Source organism: Curtobacterium oceanosedimentum, from assembly GCF_020297365.1.
In the GTDB taxonomy this organism is placed as follows: Bacteria; Actinomycetota; Actinomycetes; order Actinomycetales; family Microbacteriaceae; genus Curtobacterium.
Genome location: NZ_JAIXIG010000030.1, coordinates 1 through 17,917, shown reverse-complemented (window position 1 = coordinate 17,917; position 17,917 = coordinate 1). Strand labels below are relative to the sequence as shown.

General features: G+C 71.3%; 15 protein-coding genes and 1 tRNA gene. 10 read left to right on the top strand and 6 right to left on the bottom strand.

From position 1 onward, the window contains the following. Window positions 1-86 precede the first annotated feature (86 nt). The 7 genes from LEL83_RS13240 to LEL83_RS13210 all read left to right on the top strand — a co-directional run bounded on the left by LEL83_RS13240 (window position 87) and on the right by LEL83_RS13210 (window position 7,999). Entirely contained in the window at window positions 87-1,574 is a 1,488-nt protein-coding gene (locus tag LEL83_RS13240) for a malate:quinone oxidoreductase (RefSeq protein WP_225559165.1), read from the top strand. A gap of 58 nt (window positions 1,575-1,632) precedes the next feature. Continuing rightward, window positions 1,633-2,739 carry an Rv2578c family radical SAM protein gene (locus LEL83_RS13235; protein ID WP_225559164.1) on the top strand — a complete coding sequence of 369 codons (1,107 nt, stop codon included), beginning with the start codon at window positions 1,633-1,635 and terminating at the stop codon, window positions 2,737-2,739. 153 nt (window positions 2,740-2,892) lie between these two features. After that, complete coding sequence (locus tag LEL83_RS13230) at window positions 2,893-4,116, top strand: sensor histidine kinase (protein WP_198656337.1); 1,224 nt, start codon at window positions 2,893-2,895, stop codon at window positions 4,114-4,116. Further along, complete coding sequence (locus tag LEL83_RS13225) at window positions 4,113-5,279, top strand: hypothetical protein (protein WP_225559163.1); 1,167 nt, start codon at window positions 4,113-4,115, stop codon at window positions 5,277-5,279. Before LEL83_RS13230 ends, LEL83_RS13225 begins: the two co-directional genes overlap by 4 nt. Beyond that, entirely contained in the window at window positions 5,266-5,967 is a 702-nt protein-coding gene (locus LEL83_RS13220) for a response regulator transcription factor (protein WP_225559162.1), read from the top strand. The genes LEL83_RS13225 and LEL83_RS13220 overlap by 14 nt, the downstream gene beginning before the upstream one ends. Further along, window positions 5,967-6,593: a thymidine kinase gene (locus LEL83_RS13215; protein WP_225559161.1), complete on the top strand. Its 627-nt coding sequence runs from the start codon at window positions 5,967-5,969 to the stop codon at window positions 6,591-6,593. The genes LEL83_RS13220 and LEL83_RS13215 overlap by 1 nt, the downstream gene beginning before the upstream one ends. 362 nt (window positions 6,594-6,955) lie before the next feature. Then, window positions 6,956-7,999: an LLM class flavin-dependent oxidoreductase gene (locus LEL83_RS13210; protein WP_225559160.1), complete on the top strand. Its 1,044-nt coding sequence runs from the start codon at window positions 6,956-6,958 to the stop codon at window positions 7,997-7,999. Window positions 8,000-8,099: 100 nt separating this feature from the next. Here the strand turns inward: LEL83_RS13210 and LEL83_RS16300 are convergent, their stop codons facing one another. The 5 genes from LEL83_RS16300 to LEL83_RS13185 form a co-directional block, all read right to left on the bottom strand. Further along, the gene (locus tag LEL83_RS16300) at window positions 8,100-8,717 is read right to left on the bottom strand and encodes a response regulator transcription factor (protein WP_225559159.1); all 618 of its coding nucleotides are present in this window, start codon (window positions 8,715-8,717) and stop codon (window positions 8,100-8,102) included. Next, a complete protein-coding gene (locus LEL83_RS13200) occupies window positions 8,714-9,748 on the bottom strand; it encodes a sensor histidine kinase (protein WP_225559158.1) in 1,035 nt (344 codons plus the stop codon). Before LEL83_RS13200 ends, LEL83_RS16300 begins: the two co-directional genes overlap by 4 nt. A gap of 155 nt (window positions 9,749-9,903) precedes the next feature. Further along, window positions 9,904-9,977: transfer RNA gene (locus tag LEL83_RS13195), tRNA-Pro, on the bottom strand. A gap of 93 nt (window positions 9,978-10,070) precedes the next feature. After that, window positions 10,071-11,027 (bottom strand): metallophosphoesterase, encoded by a 957-nt coding sequence (locus LEL83_RS13190; RefSeq protein ID WP_225559157.1) that lies wholly within the window; start codon window positions 11,025-11,027, stop codon window positions 10,071-10,073. Then, window positions 11,024-13,585: a transglycosylase domain-containing protein gene (locus tag LEL83_RS13185; RefSeq protein WP_225559156.1), complete on the bottom strand. Its 2,562-nt coding sequence runs from the start codon at window positions 13,583-13,585 to the stop codon at window positions 11,024-11,026. Before LEL83_RS13185 ends, LEL83_RS13190 begins: the two co-directional genes overlap by 4 nt. Window positions 13,586-13,635: 50 nt before the next feature. Here LEL83_RS13185 and sp36 point away from each other — a divergent pair, with 50 nt between their 5' ends. Both sp36 and LEL83_RS13175 read left to right on the top strand, forming a co-directional pair. Further along, window positions 13,636-13,794, top strand: coding sequence for a Sp36 family protein (sp36, locus tag LEL83_RS13180; protein WP_017888699.1), 159 nt, complete (start codon window positions 13,636-13,638; stop codon window positions 13,792-13,794). Then, a complete protein-coding gene (locus LEL83_RS13175) occupies window positions 13,791-14,252 on the top strand; it encodes a RidA family protein (protein WP_225559155.1) in 462 nt (153 codons plus the stop codon). Before sp36 ends, LEL83_RS13175 begins: the two co-directional genes overlap by 4 nt. Before the next feature lie 79 nt (window positions 14,253-14,331). Here LEL83_RS13175 and acs read toward each other — a convergent pair whose 3' ends face one another. Continuing rightward, window positions 14,332-16,284: an acetate--CoA ligase gene (gene acs, locus LEL83_RS13170; RefSeq protein ID WP_225559154.1), complete on the bottom strand. Its 1,953-nt coding sequence runs from the start codon at window positions 16,282-16,284 to the stop codon at window positions 14,332-14,334. A gap of 558 nt (window positions 16,285-16,842) precedes the next feature. Between acs and LEL83_RS13165 the strand changes: the two genes are divergently transcribed. Continuing rightward, the coding region (locus LEL83_RS13165) for a TadA family conjugal transfer-associated ATPase (protein ID WP_372454461.1) at window positions 16,843-17,917 on the top strand (1,075 nt) is incomplete at its 3' end.

The following is a 17,917-nucleotide window of genomic DNA, read 5'->3' as shown; positions in this document are numbered from 1 at the left end:
TCCCGCATCGGCTGCGCGTGCTCCGCCGGCCGGGCGACGGAGCGTCCGCCGACCGGCCTGTCGGCCGACGTCGGTAGGATCGACGGGTGGCAGAGAAGCAGGTGGACCCCATCGACGTCGTCCTGATCGGCGGTGGCATCATGAGCGCCACCCTCGGCGCGATCATCCATCGGCTCGAACCGAGCTGGAAGATCCGGGTGTACGAGCGGCTCGGCACCGTGGCGCAGGAGTCCTCGAACCCGTGGAACAACGCCGGCACCGGTCACTCAGCGCTCTGCGAGTTGAACTACACACCCGAGCTGCCCGACGGCCGCGTCGACATCGCGAAGGCCGTCACGGTCAACGAGCAGTTCCAGGTGTCCCGCCAGTTCTGGGCGCACCTGGTCGAGACCGGTGTGCTGCCGGAGCCGTCGAACTTCATCAACCCCACGCCGCACATCTCGTTCGTCTGGGGCGAGGCGAACGTCGCGTACATGCGTGCCCGGTACGAAGCCATGCGCGACCACCCGCTCTTCGCCGGCATCGAGTTCTCCGACGACCCGCAACAGATCCGGAAGTGGGCCCCCGCGCTCATCCCCGGCCGCAAGAAGGACCAGCCGATCGCCGCGACGTACTCGGCGGCCGGTTCGGACGTCGACTTCGGCTCGCTCACCCGGCAGCTGTTCGACCAGCTCGAGATCGACGGGGTCGAGTTCGAGCCCTCGCACCAGGTCACGAAGCTCAGCCGGTCCAAGGTGTCCGAGGGGTGGGTCCTGGACGTCCGCAACGAGATCGGTCGCTCCACGCAGCGGATCGCCGCGAAGTTCGTCTTCGTCGGCGCCGGCGGCGGGGCACTGCACCTGCTGCAGAAGTCCGGCATCCCGGAGATCCGCGGCTACGGAGGCTTCCCGGTCTCGGGGGAGTTCCTGCGCACTGACGACCCCGAGGTGGTGCAGAAGCACGCGGCCAAGGTGTACGGCAAGGCGAGCGTCGGTGCCCCGCCGATGTCGGTGCCGCACCTCGACACCCGCATCGTCGACGGCAGTGCCTCGCTCATGTTCGGGCCGTACGCCGGGTTCAGCCCGAAGTTCCTCAAGCAGGGCTCGCTGCTCGACCTGTTCCGGTCGATCCGGCCGCACAACCTGCGGCCGATGCTGAGTGTCGCGTTCTCGAACTTCGACCTGGTGCGGTACCTGGTGGGGCAGCTGCTCGCCTCGAAGCGCACCAAGTTCGACGCGCTTCGCGACTTCATGCCGAGCGCGCAGCCGGAGCACTGGCACCGCATCACCGCCGGGCAGCGCGTCCAGGTGATCAAGCCGGACAAGGACAAGGGCGGCGTGCTGCAGTTCGGCACCGAGGTCATCACCTCGGCCGACGGGTCGATCGCCGGGCTGCTCGGCGCGTCGCCCGGAGCGTCGACGGCCGTGCCGATCATGCTCGGCCTGCTGCGCCGGTGCTTCCCGGACCGCTGGGACGGCTGGCAGGACGACGTCCGCGCGATGGTCCCCACCTACGGGCAGGACCTCGGCGACGACGCGGCCCTGGCGGACGCCACGCTCGAGCGCACGGCGAAGGTGCTCGGGTTGCACCACTGACGGCCGCCACGACCGGTCACGGCTTGCGGCCCGTTCGAACATGTGTTCGAATGACGGCATGCGGTGGAGTGGACAGGCGATCGACGCGTCACAGGACGACGCGCTCCCGGGCATGGAGTCGAACAGCGGCTTCGTGCGGAGCGTGACGACGCCGGAGTTCGCCGGGGTGACGTTCCACGAGGTCCTGGCCAAGAGCGCCCTGAACCGGGTCCCCAGCGCCGACGGCTCCGGCACCTACGGGTGGACGATCAACCCGTACCGGGGCTGCAGCCACGCCTGCGTGTACTGCTTCGCCCGGCCGACGCACACCTACCTGGAGTTCGACGGCGGCGCAGACTTCGACCAGCAGATCGTGGTGAAGACGAACGTCGCCGAGGTCCTGCGCCGCGAGCTCGGCAAGCCCACGTGGGACCGCCACCCGGTCGCGCTCGGCACGAACACCGACCCGTACCAGCGGGCCGAGGGTCGGTACCGGCTGATGCCCGGCGTGATCGAGGCGCTGGCCGAGTCGCGCACGCCCTTCAGCATCCTGACGAAGGGCACGCTGCTCCGTCGTGACCTGCCCCTGCTGGTCGAGGCGGCGAAGGTCGTGCCGGTCGACCTGGCGATGTCGATCGCCGTGTACGACGACGGCCTGCAGCAGTCCGTCGAGGCGGGGACACCGACGACGGCCGCGCGGCTCGCCACCGTGCGGGCCATCCGCGACGCCGGGCTGGACTGCACGGTCTTCCTGATGCCCGTCCTGCCGTACATCACCGACACGACGGCGCACCTCGACGATGCGGTCGGGCGGGCCACCGCGGCCGGCGCGACGAGCATCACGTACTCGGCGCTGCACCTGCGGCCGGGCGTCAAGCCGTGGTGGTTCGAGTGGCTCGGTCGCGAGTACCCGGACCTGGTGCAGCGTTACCGGGCGATGTACCTCGACAACACGTACGCGCCGAAGGACTACCGGCGCTGGTTGACCGAGCGCATCCGTCCGATCCTGGCCGCGCACGGGGTCGGCCTCGGCCGCGTCGACCCGGCCACCGGGTCGATGGGGTTCTCGGAGCCGCGGGCGCTCCCGCAGGAGCAGTCCGTGCCGACGGTCTCCCCGCTCAAACGCGCCGATCCGGGGTTCGACCGCCGGCTCCTCCGCCCGGTGGCGGCGCAGACGCTGTTCTGACCACGGCGGTCCGTCTTCGGGGGACAGCAGGCCCCCGGCGCGGGCGACTATCATCGAGCCAGTCGCCGAGAGTCCCTGCTTTCGGGGTACACGGTCGCCGCCGCGGTGGTTGGATCGTGGACGGCGCCAACGCCACCCGGAAGGATCCACCTCGTGCTCGGCATCCCCACGCACCTCGCGCCGCGCGTGAACGCGTGGTCGACGGTGCGTGCGTTCCACGCCGGTGCCATCGGGTCGATCGTCGCCGCGGGGATCGCCCTGGTGCTCTACCGGCTGTCCGAGCCGGAGGTGCAGGTCCTGCCCGCCGTGCTGGCCCTCCTGCCGATGCTGGCGATGGTCGGCGTGCACGTGCAGTTCGGTACCTCGCGGTCGGCCGGCGCGTTCCTGGTGGTCGGCGGCGTGTGTGCCTGGTGGTTCGCCCTCGGGGTGCAGGAGCAGGTGCCGACCGGTTGGGTGACGTCGTACCTGCTGTCCCTGGTCGTGATCCCGCTCATCCTGGTCGGCGGGGCCGGTGCCGCGCCGCGCGGGGTCGCCCTGTGGTCGTTCGTCGGCTTCGTGGTCGGCCGGGCTGCCACCTGGATCGCGATCGAGCAGGCCGGTGCGACCCTGCGGCCGCTCGTGCTCGCCTGGGTCACCCTCGGCTTCGTGGTGGCGCTCGTGCTCGCCACGAGCCGGAGCACCACGCGCTCCGAGCAGGTGCAGCCGGAGCTCCTGCGGTCGGCGCGCGAGGAGCACGTCTCGGCGTACCGCGCCGGGGTCGAGGCCGAGGCCGCCGCGATCCTGCACGACACCGTCCTGAACCACCTCGGCGCGATCGCCGTCGCACCCGACGGCCCGATGGACCCGCACCTGGCCGAGACCGTCGACGCCGACGTCGCGGTCCTCACCGGCAAGGGGTGGCTCGCTCCCGTGGTGCGACCGCAGCCGGGCGCCGGGGCAGCGGTCTTCGACGCCATGGTCGACGAGCACCGCGCACTCGGGCTCGACGTCACCGTCTCCGGCGACACCTCGACCCTCGAACGACTCGACCAGCGAGCCCTCGCCGCGCTCGTCCGCGCCGTCGGGCAGTGCCTGGCGAACGTCCGGAAGCACGCCGGCACCGACGCCGCCGAGGTCAGCGTGTTCGACGACAGCGCCTCGTGCACGGTGATGGTCGTGGACGACGGCCGCGGATTCGACGAGGACGCCACCGGGGCGGACCGGATGGGGCTCCGCGGATCCGTCCGTGACCGCATCGGTCGGGTCGGCGGCGAGGTGCAGATCTGGTCGTCGCCGGGTTCCGGTACCAGCGTCATGATGACCGTCCCGTACGGACCCGTCACCGGCGCGGTCACCGTGCCGGTCGGGAGCGGCGACGGCCAGGGAGCCGGGCGGTGAGGGCGGTGCGCGGCCGTCGGGCGCCCGAGGTCCGCCGGACCGCCCAGCAGTACGACCCCCTCGGCGCCATGGGCTCCCGGCCGCTCGCCGTCGTGCTCGGCGCCGCCGGGATCGTGTGGGCGCTCCTCGTGTCGGTGTTCGACCGCGACGTCGAGGGGAGCGCCACGCTGAGCGCCCTGACCGTGCTGCTCGTCGCCGCGTCGGCCGCCGTCGTCTTCGTCGCGTCGAGCCCCTTCCGTGCACCGTTCCCGCGCTGGGCGTACATCGCGCACGTCGGGCTGCTCGGCCTGGCCTCCATGACGAGCGTCGCCGCGCAGTGGGGCCCGGACCGCAGCGCCCTGAACGACTTCATGTCGCTCATCACGGCGACCGGCATCGTGATGGTCGCGCCGTACCGCCCGTGGACCGACCTGGCCGTCGGTGGTGTGGTGCTCGCCGTGGTGAACGCCGTGACGTGGGGCATCGGGGCCGCGGTCTTCCCCCACGAGGTCCCCGTCGCGGTCGCCGCCTTCCTGGCCGCGGCACCCACCCTGGTGCTCACCGCGGCGTCGGCGGTCTTCGCCCGCACGTTCGCCGGCCTGGCGGAACGCGTGCAGATCCGCGCCGGCTCCTACTCGGTGGCGCGGGCCGAACGCGACGGCATCGCGGCGAGCGTGCAGCAGGACCGATCGACGATCCTGTCCCGCGACGTCGCACCGTTCTTCGCCGAGCTGCGCACCCGCGACGGCATCACGGACGCCGACCGCGAGCGAGCCCGCGAGATCGCCGACGGCATCCGTCGGTCCATGGTCGCCGACGCCGACCGCACCTGGTTCGAGTACGCCGTCCGGGTCGAAGGCGGTGCCGCCGCCGTGGTCGACGACCCCGACGGACTCATCGCGACGCTCGACACCGACCAGCGGACCGTCGTGCGCACCTTCGTCCGCGCGGCGTTCCGTGCCGTCACCGTCGACCCGGCCGGGTTCCGGGCGACGGTGCGCCGCGCAGACGACGGATCGGCCGGCGTGGTCGTCGCGCTCGACCTCGTCGTCGCCGACTCCGACATCGGCATCCACCGCACGTTCGACCCCTACCTCGCCGTCCTCCGTGTGACGTTCCCCGACCTCGACGTCTCGGTCCGTCCGTCCGCCCTCGCACTAAGGTTCTCGTATGACCAGCACTGACCCCAACCGGCTCTCGGAGGGGCTCCCGGCCGTCCCGAACCCGGGAGCACGACGTGTGCGGCTGGCCATCCTCGACGACCACGAGGTGCTGCTGGACAGCCTGTCGAGCTGGATCGCCGTCAACGCATTCGACTTCGACCTCGCCCTGACCGCGCACACCTGGCTCGAGATGGTGCACAGCGACAGCTTCCCGACCGACCTGGTGTTCCTCGACTTCCAGCTCAAGGAGCCGGTCTCGATCGAGGCCCGCGTGCGCACCTGCCGTGCTGCCGGCGCCAAGGTGATCGTCCTGTCGAGCGTCGACAGCCGCGAGTCCCGCGACCGTGCCCTGGCCGCCGGAGCTGCGGCGTTCCTGTCGAAGTCGCTCCCGATGCGCGAGGTCATGGACGTCGCTCGCGAGATCATGGGCGTCGCCCGCGAGACCCCGCAGCCGCGGGAGTGGCGACCGCTGCCGACCGGGGCGGCCGCCCACCAGCGGCCCAAGCTCAGCGCCGGCGAAGAGGAAGCGCTGCGCCTGTACGTGTCGGGCTACTCGACGAACGAGGTCGCCGCGCAGATGAACGTGCAGTACGAGACCGCCAAGACCTACCTGCGTCGGGTGCGCGAGAAGTACAGCAAGGTCGGTCGACCCGCCTCGAAGAAGTCCGACCTCATCCGTCGGGCCGCCGAGGACGGGTTCCTCGCGTAGTGGCGAAGCTCTACTTCCGCTACGGCGCGATGAACAGCGGGAAGAGCACCGGACTCCTGCAGGCGGCGTACAACTACGAGGAGCGTGGGCACCGGGTGCTCCTCGCCAAGCCGGCGATCGACACCAAGGGCGACCGTGAGATCGTCTCGCGGCTCGGGGTCACGCGCACCGTCGACATCGTGTTCGGCCCCGACGCGGACGTCCGCCAGGCCGTCACCGCCGCGGGCGCCGTCGACCCGGAGTCGGACCGCCTGGACGGCATGGTGCGTCCGGTCAGCTGCGTGCTCGTCGACGAGGCGCAGTTCCTCGCCCCGCGCCAGGTCGACGACCTGCTGCGGATCGCGGTGCTCGACGAGATCCCGGTCATCACCTACGGCATCCGCACCGACTTCCGCACCGAGGCGTTCCCCGGCAGCGCCCGCCTGCTCGAGGTCGCGCACTCCCTCGAGGAGCTCAAGACCATCTGCCGCTGCGGTCGCAAGGCCGTGTTCAACGCCCGGACCGTCGACGGCCGGTTCGTCTTCGACGGGTCGCAGGTCGCGATCGACGGCGTCGACGTCGCGTACGAGTCGCTCTGTGCCAACTGCTACCTGACGGAGTCCGGCGGACGCCTCGACGGCGCCTGAGCGGTCGGGTCGGCCGGTCACGACACCCCGCCCGGGTCCGGCGAGCGGTCGCGTTCCGTCGTCGGTGCGCCCGTCGGGCGACCGGGCGTGACCGGTCCGCGAGGTGCGCACGGCACGTCGTGACCGTGCGCGCCCGAGACGTGACCGGACAGCGGCCGGGAGGCGCGGCACGGCCCCGCCCCGCGCCTCCCGGCCGCCGCGCCGTCGTTCCAGGGCGCGCCACGCGCCTCCGCCGAGTGGTCGCGAACCGTCGCCCCCCCGGTCGTCGGGCGACGCCCGGCGACCGCCCGCCGACCGGGCGACGGCACGTCGTGACCGGTCTCCGCCGGAATGTGCGGCGGCACGCACGGGTTGGTGCCCACATGACCGACGACACCCTGCACCTCTCCGTCCTCGACCTGGCGACCCGCGAGTACGGCCAGACCAACACCGAGGCCCTGCAGGGCTCCATCGACATGGCGGTGCGCGCCGAGCAGCTCGGGTACGAGCGCTTCTGGGTCGCCGAGCACCACGGCATGCCCGGCATCACGTCTTCGGCACCCGCCGTGCTGTTGAGCGCCGTCGGCGCGGCCACCTCGACCATCCGCATCGGGTCCGGCGGGGTGATGCTGCCGAACCACGCGCCGCTCGTCGTCGCCGAGCAGTTCGGCACGCTGCGGGCGCTGTACGGCGACCGCGTCGACCTCGGGCTCGGGCGTGCGCCCGGCACGGACGGCGCCACGGCGATGGCCCTGCGTCGCACCGACCGGCTGGACGTCGACGACTTCCCGGAGCGCCTGTCCGACCTGATCGGGTTCTTCACCGGCATGGACCCCGCGAACCCGCTGTCGCGCATCCAGGCGGTGCCCGGGTACGGCGACGTGCCCGAGTTCTGGCTGCTCGGGTCCTCCGGCTACAGCGCGCAGGTCGCGGGTGCCCTCGGCGTCTCGTTCGCCTTCGCGCACCACTTCGCGTCCGACAACACCGAGGCGGCGCTCGCGCTGTACCGCGACTCGTTCCGCCCGTCGCGCTTCCGGCAGACGCCGAACGCGCTGATCGGCGTGCAGGTCGTCACCGACGAGGACCCGGCCGTCGTGGACGAGCAGAGCGCCCCGGGCATGATCTCGTTCATCCGGATGCGCCAGGGGGCCAAGCCCGAGCCGGTGTCGATGGACGAGGCACGGGCGTACGAGTTCTCCGACCTCGAGCGTCGGTTCATCGCCGCCCGCACCGAGCGGCAGGCCTACGGCACCGCGGACCAGGTGGCCGACAAGATCAACGCGCTCGTGGCGTCGACGGGGGCGGACGGCGTGATCGTCTCGCCCGGGGCCGCCCAGGCGCGGTACCGGCACCAGGCCCTCGAGGTCGTGGCGCGGCTGCACGGCGAGGGGCGGCTCGTGCCGGCCGGAGTGGCCGCGGCGGTCTAGTCGTTCGCCCGCACGGTCGAGCGCTCGCGCTTGGTGAGCAGGAATGGTCGGGTCGCCGCTGGGCACCCGACCATTCCTGCTCACGGAGTGGGGCGCTGCCTCAGGAGAGCAGGCCCAGGCGCGTCGCAGCGGCGACCGCGCCGACGCGGGAACCAACGTCGAGCTTGCGGAACACGTTGTAGACGTGCCGCTTCACCGTGCCGACCGCGAGCTGCAGGTCGGCGGCGATCTCGGCGTTGCTGCGGGCGGCGGCGATCAGTCGCAAGACCTCGAGTTCGCGGTCGCTCAGCGGTGAGCCCGCGCGGGCCTCGGTCACCAGGTCGACCGGGAAGGTGACGGGGGCGGCGTCGGCGTGGGCTGCGCGCGCGATGCGGTCGACGAGTTCGCGGCTCGGGGTGTCCTTCGTCACGAAGTCGACGGCGCCGGCGTCGAGCAGGGTCCGGCGCAGCACGGCGTCCCGGTGCATGGTGAGCACCACGACCGCGATGTCCGGCCGGGTGCGGCGGACCGTGGCGATCGTCGTGCGTGCGGGTGGTCCGTCGAGTTCGACGTCGAGCAGCAGGACGTCGATCGCGGCGGCCTCGGGGGAGTCGAGCACGTCGGACGGCCGCTCCCCGTGTGCGACCACCCGGACCGTCGGAACCGAGCCGAGGATCGTGACGAGTCCCTCGCGGAACAGCCGATGGTCGTCGACGACGGCCACGTGCGTGACGGTCACAGTGTGCCCCTCGGGATCGTCAGCCGGACGGTGGTGCCGGTGTCCGGACCGCTCTCGACGCTCTCGACGTCGAGTCGCGCGCCGATGACCGCGGCTCGCTCGCGCATCGTCTGTTGCCCGAGGCGTCCGTCGGCGTCGGCGCTCGGGTCGAAGCCCGGACCGTCGTCGGAGACGGTCACGACCAGCGCAGCGGGCGACCACGCGAAGTGCACCGACGTCGTCGAACCGGGAGCGTGCTTGCTGCGGTTCGTCAGCGCCTCGAGCAGGATCGTCAGGGCTTCCTCGGCCTGCCAGTTCGGCAGCGGAGCGGGTGTGCCCGTCGATCCGACCGACAGCCGGTCGTCGTCGGGGAACAGGTCACGCACGTGCCGACGGAGCGCGTCGTCGAGCAGTGCGTCCCCGACGCGGGCGTGCAGGCTGACCGCCAGGTCCTGTACGTCGCCGAGGGCTCGGCGCAGCAGCCGTGCGGCGTCGTCCAGCTGGTCGGCTCGTTCGTCCGACGGCGGGTCCGTCAGCAGGACGAGGTCGAGGCGCTGCAACCCGGCGAGGATGCCGTGTGCCACGCGGTCGTGCAGGTCCCGCGCGATCTGCGTGCGGGAGTCCAGGTGCGCCGTCGTGACGCGCTGGCGCAGTGCCTCGGTGTAGGCGACCGCCCCGGCGGGGAACCGGCTCCAGATGCCGGCGTGCAGGGCCCGGGTGGCGCGCAGGACCTCGACGGTGGAAGTCGCACCGACCTCGTCGACGAAGACCGGCAGGTAGGCGTCGAACAGCATCTCGGCGGCGAGCATGGCGCCCGCCGGGTGTTGGGCGTGCTCGGCGTGCAGGCTCCCGGTCGCCAGGTGTTCGGGATCGAGGAACGCGTGGCTCACGACACTGCCGTCGGGGCCTGCCGCGTACCGCTCGTGGGCCTCCGCGATCATCGACGTCACGTTGTCGACCAGGTTCTGCGTCAGGACCGGGTCGTCCGCGACGTCCGGGAACTCCGCGGCGATCGCGGTGAGCACGGCGGCGAGGGGATGGTCGTTCTGCATGGCGCTTGCGAGCGTAGCGGGAGGGCGTGCTCGCGGTGGGGGAGGACGGGGGCGCGTGGGTCCTGCGACCCATCGGACGGTCGAGGTCACCGATGAAAGCAGAAGGCCCTGGTTCCGGAGAACCAGGGCCTTCTTCGTACTGTCTCAACACAGTGTCGGGGTGACAGGATTTGAACCTGCGACCTCCTCGTCCCGAACGAGGCGCGCTACCAAGCTGCGCCACACCCCGCGGTGTGGTCACTCCGTGTCGGAGCAACCCCAGAAGTCTATCCGATGTTCGGGGATGCTCACGACCATCGGGTGAACTCCCGGGCGCGTCGGATCAGGAGGTCCGTGCAGTCAGGGTGACGACGACGGCCTCGGGACGGCACGCGAACCGGACCGGCGCGTAGATCGACGTGCCGAGACCCGCCGAGACCTCGAGCCACGACCAGTGGTTGCGGTGCTCCCACTTGTGCAGCCCGCTGGCGAACCGGCGGGGGAGGTCGCTGTTCGTGAGCAGCGCACCGACCCCGGGCACCGCGACCTGGCCGCCGTGCGTGTGTCCCGCGAAGATGACGTCGGCACCCTGCGTGACGAAGGCGTCGAGCACCCGCCGGTAGGGCGCGTGCGTGACCGCGATCGACACCGGGGCGGGGCCGTCCTCGTCGTCGGACCAGGACACGTCGCTGCGCATCTCGTCGACGTTCGTCGGCAGCAGGTCGAGCCGGTCCCAGTCGCGGTGGGCGTCCGACGTGCCGAACAACTCGAAGCGCGAGCCGCGCAGTTCGACGGCGTGCGCCTTGTCGTTCAGGTCGAGCCAGCCGAGGGACTCGAAGAACGCCGTCTGGCGGTCGATGTCGAGTTCCACGGGTGTGGCGGTGGCGTGCGTGCTGCTCGGGCCCGAGAAGTACCGCAGCGGGTTGCGCGGGGAGGGGCCGAAGAAGTCGTTCGACCCGTAGGCGAAGACGCCGGGCACCCCGCGGAACGGCTCGAGCGCGTACTCGACGGCGGCGTTGGCCGTGGCGTGCCCGAGGTTGTCGCCGGTGTTCACGACGAAGTCGGGCTCGACGAGGCTGAGGTCGCGGATCCACTGCTGCTTGTCGGCCTGCCACGGGGCCATGTGGATGTCCGACAGGTGCAGGACCGTGACGTCGCGCGACCCCGGCGGGAGGACCGGGACGGTCTCCCACCGGATCCCGAAGCGACGACGCTCGACGAGCGAGCCCCAGGCCGCCGAGGCGGCACCGACGGCCGCGCCCGCTGCGAGGACCCCCAGCGCGGCGCGACCGCGTGTCACTTGCAGTCCTTCGGCGCCTTGCCGTTCTTGTCGCCGTAGAGCTGGACGCGGAGTTCGGCGTCCTTGGCCACGTCGGTGTTGGCGGCTGGCTCGACGGCCGCGACCTTGCAGGTCTTGCCGCCGCCGCCCTTCGCGTAGTCCTCGGTGAGGCTGACGTTGGTGAAGCCGGCGTCGTTCAGTGCCGAGCGGGCGCTGCCGACGGACGCACCGCCGATGTCGGGGACCGTCGCCTGGCTGCCGTCCGACGTGTAGACCGTGACGCTCGCGCCGCTGGAGAGCAGCGCGCCGGCGGCCGGGGAGGTCGTCGAGACACGGCCGGGCTCGCCGGTGCCCGGGCGAGCTCCGCCGTCGACGTAGGTGAAGCCGGCGCCGGAGATCGCCGAGCGTGCCTCGTCGGCGGTCTTGCCCTGCAGGTTCGGCAGCGACTTGGCGTTGCCACGGATGGATGACTGCTGCGGATCGGTGAACGGGCCCGCCGGGTAGAGGGCGTTGATCGGGGTCATGGCCTGACGCCAGACGTCAGCGCGAGCGCCGGCGTAGGTGTTGCTCACGCCGTTGCTGAAGTGGCGGAGGTTGATCTTCCGGCCGTCGGTGTTGCCCTGCCAGTAGGCGGTGGCGACACGCGAGCTCGCGCCGACGAGCCAGATCTGGTCGGCCTCGTCGGTGGTACCCGTCTTCGCGAAGAGCTGCGTACCGTCGGGGGTCTGCGCGCCCTGGGCAGTACCGCTCCTGATCGTGCCCTTCATGGCGTAGATCGCGGCCTGCGCGAAGGCCGGGTCGACGGCCTGCTTGCAGTCCTTCGTCTGGCCGCCGAGCTTCTTGCCCGACGGCGAGGTGATCTGGTCGATCGCGATCGGCTTGCAGTACACACCGTTGTTCGCGACCGCGGCGTAGGCGGAGGCCATCGTCATCGGCGCGATCTCGTTGGTACCGAGGATCGCGGACGGGTTCATGTACTGGAGCTCGTCGCCGTCCGCACGGTGGACGCCGAGCGACTTCGCGACGTCGCGGATGTCGCAGAGGTCGAGCTTCTGCGCCATCGAGGCGAACGCGCCGTTGATGGAACCAGCGGTGGCACCCATGACGCTCCAGTTGCCGCCCTCACCCGGAGCATCGTTCGACACCGGGAACGCGGTGTAGTCCGTCTGGCCGCAGATGGTCCACGGCGAGACCGTTCGCTCCGCTCCACTGACGGTCTCGTTCAGGCCGTGCCCCTGCTTCACCCAGTCGAGCAGGGTGAAGAGCTTGTACGTGGAGCCCGTCTGGAAGCCCTTCGAGCTCCCGTACTTCTCGTCCACGCTGTAGTTCAGCGACGTCGACGTGGGGGCGGACTTCAGCGATTCGTCGAAGTCCTTGTTCTGCGCCATCGTGATGATGCGCCCCGACCCGGCCTCGATGGAGTTGAGGGTCGCGCCGAGCGCCATGTTCGTCTCGGCCTTGTTGTCGTACGTGTTCAACAGACGCTTCTGCTCGGCGTTCAGGTCGATGTTCAGCGACGTCTGGATCTTGTAGCCACCGTTACGCCACGCGGTGTCACGCGCCTTCTGCGACGAGCCGAGCTGCGGCATCTCGAGCACGACCTTCTTGGCGTAGTCGCAGAAGAACTGCGAACCGTCGCCGACCGATGCCCGGCAGCCCTGCGACGGCTGCGTCAGGTGCACGTAGTCCGCCGGCTTCGACTGGCGCGCCGTGCGGTACTCCTCCTCGGTCAGGTTCTTCTGCGCGTACATCGAGCGCAGGACGACGTTGCGTCGGGCCACGTTCGCGTCGTACTTCTTCGGGCTCGACAGGTTGCGTGCCTCGGGGTACTGCACGATCGCGATGAGCGACGCAGCCTCGGCCGGGGTCAGGTCGGTCGCGCTCTTGTTGTAGTAGTGCTGCGCGGCGGCCTGCACGCCGTAGGTCTGGTCGCCGAAGTAGGCGATGTTCAGGTAGGCGGTGAGGATCTCCTTCTTGGAGTACTTCTTCGCCAGCCCGATCGCGAGCTTCATCTCCTCGAGCTTGCGGGGGATGGTCTGCTCGACGGCCTCGTTGTAGGCCTTGACCTGCTCCTTCTTCGTGGGGAGCTCGAGGGCCTGCTGCATCTTGATGTTGCGGACGAGCTGCATGGTCAGGGTCGACCCACCGCCCGACTCGCCGAGCCCGCCGGCGATGCTGCCGACACCCGCGCGGATGAGCGAGGTCATGTCGACGCCGCCGTGGTCGTAGAAGCGCTTGTCCTCGCCGTCGATCGCCGCGTTCTTCAGCTGGTCGCTGATCTGGTCGAACTTCAGCTCCTGGCGGTTCTGGTCGTACAGCGTGGCGAAGTGCACCGACTTGCCGCCCGAGTACGCGTACATCTCGTTGCGCTGCGGCAGGTCACCGATCTCGATGTACTCCGGCAGCGATTCGAACACACCGATCGTGGACGTCGTCGTCACGCCGGCGACCGCGATCGCGGGGGTGACACCGATGGTCACGAGCAGGCCGGCGAGGGCACTGAACCCGACGAATCCGATGAAGGCGCCGACTGCTGAGACGGGCTTGGTCCGCGATGCAGACGTCTTCTGGGCAGACATAGGATGCAGCCTAAACGACACCCACGACTGAAAGGCTGGCAAGGAACCGCATGACTCGCTGGGAGTACTTCACCACGCCCCTGATGATCCACAACACCACCGCGATCCTCAACAACTACGGGGACGAGGGCTGGGAGCTGGTCCAGATCGTCACCGGTCCCGAGGGCGGCCTCGTCGCCTACCTGAAGCGCCCCAAGGCCGACGCATGAGCATCGCCGACCGGCTCGCCGAACTCGGCCTGACGATCCCCGCGGTCGCCGCGCCCGTCGCCGCCTACGTGCCCGCCGTCGTGACGGGCCAGTACGTCCACACGGCGGGCCAGCTGCCGTTCGTCGACGGCGCCCTGCCCGTGACCGGCAAGGTCGGTGCCGACGTCGACCCGGAGACCGCCGCCGCCCAGGCCCGCGTGGCCGCGCTGAACGCCCTGGCCGCCGTGCAGTCGGTCGCCGGCTCGCTCGACCGCGTGGCCCGCGTCGTGAAGGTCACGGTGTTCGTGGCGTCGGACCCGTCCTTCACGGGCCAGCCCGGTGTCGCGAACGGCGCGTCGACCCTGGTCGGCGAGGTCTTCGGTGACGCCGGCGTCCACGCGCGCAGCGCGGTGGGCGTGGCGGTGCTCCCGCTGGACGCACCGGTCGAGGTCGAGCTGGTGGTCGAGCTCACCGCCTGACGGACCGTCAGCAGCACACGTCACGCGAGCCGCGCCTCCCGTCCGACCCGGTCGGGAGGCGCGGCTCGCGTCGTTCCTGCTACATGAGTTCCGCGATGGTCGCCATGATCGTCGGGTCGGCGAGCGTGGTCGTGTCGCCGATGCGGCGGCCCTCCGCCGCGTCGCGGAGCAGGCGGCGCATGATCTTGCCGGAGCGCGTCTTCGGCAGCTCGGGCACGATGACGACCTGCCGGGGCTTCGCGATCGCGCCGATCCGCTTGCCGACCCAGTTCCGGAGCTCCGCGGCGACGGCCTGACGGTCGACGTCCGCAGCGGCCTCGGCGGTCAGGATCACGTACGCGACGACCGCCTGGCCCGTGGTCTCGTCGGCGGCGCCCACGACGGCCGCCTCGGCGACGCCCTCGTGCCCGACCAGGGCGGACTCGATCTCCGCGGTCGACAGCCGGTGACCGGAGACGTTCATGACGTCGTCGACGCGGCCCTGGATCCAGATGTCGCCCTGGCCGTCGAGTCGAGCGCCGTCGCCCGCGAAGTAGCGACCCGGGAACCGCGACCAGTACGTCTCGACGAAGCGGTCGGGGTCGTTCCAGATGCCGCGCGCCATCGACGGCCACGGCTCCGTGATGGTGAGGTAGCCGCTCTCGCCGGGGTCGGCGCGGTTGCCGTCGTCGTCGACGATCTCGGCGACGATGCCGGGCAGCGGCGTCTGCGCAGCGCCGGGCTTGAGCTTCGTGACGCCGGGCAGCGCGGAGATCATGATCGCGCCGGTCTCGGTCTGCCACCAGGTGTCGACGATCGGGGTGCGGTCGTGGCCGATGACCTGCCGGTACCACTGCCACGCCTCGGGGTTGATCGGTTCACCGACGCTGCCGAGCAGGCGGAGCGTCTGCAGGTTGCGCGCCTCGGGGATCTGTCGGCCGGCCTTCATCGCGGCGCGAACCGCGGTGGGCGCCGTGTACAGGACGGTGACGCCGTAGGAGTCGACGATGTCCCACCAGCGCCCCGGCTGCGGCTCGTCCGGGGTGCCCTCGTAGAGCACCTGCGTGACGCCGTTCGCGAGGGGCCCGTACACGACGTAGGAGTGCCCGGTGATCCAGCCGATGTCGGCGGTGCACCAGTAGACGTCCTTCTCGGGGTGCATGTCGAACACGTTCTTGTGCGTGTACGCCGCCTGGGTCAGGTACCCACCGGAGGTGTGCACGATGCCCTTCGGCTTCCCCGTCGTGCCCGAGGTGTACAGGATGAACAGCGGGGTCTCGGCGGGGAAGGCCCGGGCCACGTGCTCGGGCGCGGCCTTCGCCAGCTCGTCGTGCCACCACAGGTCGCGGTCGTTCCAGGTGATCTCGTTGCCGCCGCGCTTGACGACCAGCACGTGCTCGACGCTGTCCGTGCCGTCGCCGGTCAGGGCTTCGTCGACGGCGGGCTTGAGCGCGGACACGGCACCGCGACGCCAGCCGCCGTCGGCGGTGACGACCAGCTTGGCGCCGGCGTCCTCGATGCGGGCGCGGAGGCTCTCGGCGCTGAACCCACCGAACACGACGGAGTGCACGGCGCCGATGCGGGCCACGGCCAGCATCGTGACGACGGCCTCGGGGATGAGCGGCAGGTAGACCACGACACGGTCGCCCTGTCCGACGCCCAGGTCGGTGAGCATGTTCGCGGCGCGCTGCACCTCGGCGGTGAGCTCGGCGTAGGTGATGCGGCGGGTGTCGCCCGGTGCTCCCTCGAAGTGGATCGCGACCCGGTCGCCGTTGCCCGCGCGGACGTGCCGGTCGAGGCAGTTCTCGGCGACGTTGAGGGTGCCGTCGGCGAACCACTTCGCGAACGGGGCACCCGACCAGTCGAGGGTCTGCGTGAAGGGCGTGCGCCAGTCGACGAGGTCCCGCGCCTGCCCGGCCCAGAACGCCTCGCGGTCGGCCGTCGCGGCGTGGTGGAGGTCCTCGCCGGCGATCGCGTCGGCCACGAAGTCGGGCGGCGGCGCGAAGGTCGCTCCGTCGTCGCCACGGGAGTCGGTCTGGGTCGGAGTGGACATCGATGTCCTTTCGCGTCGTTGCGGCGGGGTGCACCGGGATGCTACCCCTCACCCCACCGGGCGGTGGCACGGCGGCACGCCCGGCGGTCGTGTCCGGGGTTGCCCCGGGAGGCCGATCATGGGGTACAGTAGATCCCGCTGGACTCGTTTCCGGCGGCATCGAATCGGATTCCCCCCAATCCCTCGATGTCAAGGCGGCACCTGTTCCCCCCAACCGGTGCCGCCTCTTCTGTTTCCCGGGGTCTGATGCGAGTGATCGTCGCTGTTCGGACTCCGATGACGCGCTACGATCCGCGCGGGTATGCGGTCGTCGTGGACAGAACGGTCCATGGCGAGGGATGAAATCGATCGCGCCTTCCGCGCTCGCTGGACCCCTGCTCCGCGGCTCCGCCACGCTCGATCCGGTGTCATTCGTGCAAGCCGGTGTCGCGTCACCGACCGGGGTACGGCTTTCCGTTTCGGGGTACACATCGGACCGTTGGTGCTGACTGGAGGGAGTTGTCCACCGCGCACTTGTGGGGCGGTTGGTGGGATCCCGTTCGTCCGTACGGTCGGCGTGTGCCCCTGCATCGCGCCCCGCCGAACCCGCCATCCCCGCCGTCTCGGTCCATCCCGCCGTCGACTCCGGCGGGGCCGGCGCACGCGGCGCTCGAGGCCAGCGGCCCCTTCCTGCCCGGTGCGGTGCCCTCGCGGCGTCGACGCACCGACCGCCTGGTCGAGTTCGAGGAGCTCGCCGCACTCGTCGCGGACGCGTCCGTCACCGACGTGCTCGTGGTCGGCGGGGTCGGGACCTGGGTGGACCGGGGCGCCGGGCTCGTGGCGGTCCGGCCGCGGTTGACCGAGGGGCGCGTCCGCGAACTCGCGACCCGCCTGGTCGCGCTCGGCGGCCGACACGTCGACGAGACCACACCGTGTGCCGACGTCCGACACGGCGACGGGGTGCGGGTGCACGTGGTGCTCGCCCCGGTCTCCGTCGCCGGCACGGCCCTGTCGATCCGACTGCCCCAGGTGCACCGCCCCACCCTCGCCGGCCTGGAACGGTCCGGGACGTTCTCGACGGTGCCGCGTGCGGTCGTCGAGGACGCCGTCGACCGTCGCCGCAACGTCCTGGTGACGGGGGCGACCGGCAGCGGCAAGACGACACTGCTCGCGGCGATGCTCGGGGCGGTGCCGACCCACGAGCGCATCGTCACCGTCGAGGACGTCGCCGAGCTCCGCATCGCCCACCCGCACGTCGTCGCGCTCGAAGCACGGCAGGCGAACGCCGAGGGCGCCGGTGCGCTCGGGCTCGACCGGCTCGTGCGCGAGGCGCTGCGCATGCGTCCCGACCGGATCGTCGTTGGGGAGTGCCGCGGGGCCGAGGTGCGGGAGCTCGTGTCGGCGCTGAACACCGGTCACGACGGCGGCGCGGGGACGGCGCACGCGAACGGCACCGCGGACGTGGCGGCACGGCTCGAGGCGCTCGGTGCCTTGGCTGGACTCGGCGCCGAGGCACTTGCGCGCCAGGCGGTCAGCGCGTTCGACCTGGTCCTGCACGTGGAGCGACGGCAGGGCGGGCGTGTGCTCGGCGGCGTGGGCACGCTGCGCGTGGGGGCGGACGGGAGGCTCGAGGTGCGTCCGGCGGGCGGGCGCA

What these genes read in the sequence shown, in the direction of transcription:
- LEL83_RS13235 (WP_225559164.1), top strand. Translation starts at nt 1,633, where the DNA reads ATGCGGTGGAGTGGACAGGCGATCGACGCGTCACAGGACGACGCGCTC.
- LEL83_RS13220 (WP_225559162.1), top strand. Translation starts at nt 5,266, where the DNA reads ATGACCAGCACTGACCCCAACCGGCTCTCGGAGGGGCTCCCGGCCGTC.
- LEL83_RS13210 (WP_225559160.1), top strand. Translation starts at nt 6,956, where the DNA reads ATGACCGACGACACCCTGCACCTCTCCGTCCTCGACCTGGCGACCCGC.
- LEL83_RS13200 (WP_225559158.1), bottom strand. Translation starts at nt 9,748, where the DNA reads ATGCAGAACGACCATCCCCTCGCCGCCGTGCTCACCGCGATCGCCGCG.
- LEL83_RS13185 (WP_225559156.1), bottom strand. Translation starts at nt 13,585, where the DNA reads ATGTCTGCCCAGAAGACGTCTGCATCGCGGACCAAGCCCGTCTCAGCA.
- sp36 (WP_017888699.1), top strand. Translation starts at nt 13,636, where the DNA reads ATGACTCGCTGGGAGTACTTCACCACGCCCCTGATGATCCACAACACC.
- LEL83_RS13175 (WP_225559155.1), top strand. Translation starts at nt 13,791, where the DNA reads ATGAGCATCGCCGACCGGCTCGCCGAACTCGGCCTGACGATCCCCGCG.
- acs (WP_225559154.1), bottom strand. Translation starts at nt 16,284, where the DNA reads ATGTCCACTCCGACCCAGACCGACTCCCGTGGCGACGACGGAGCGACC.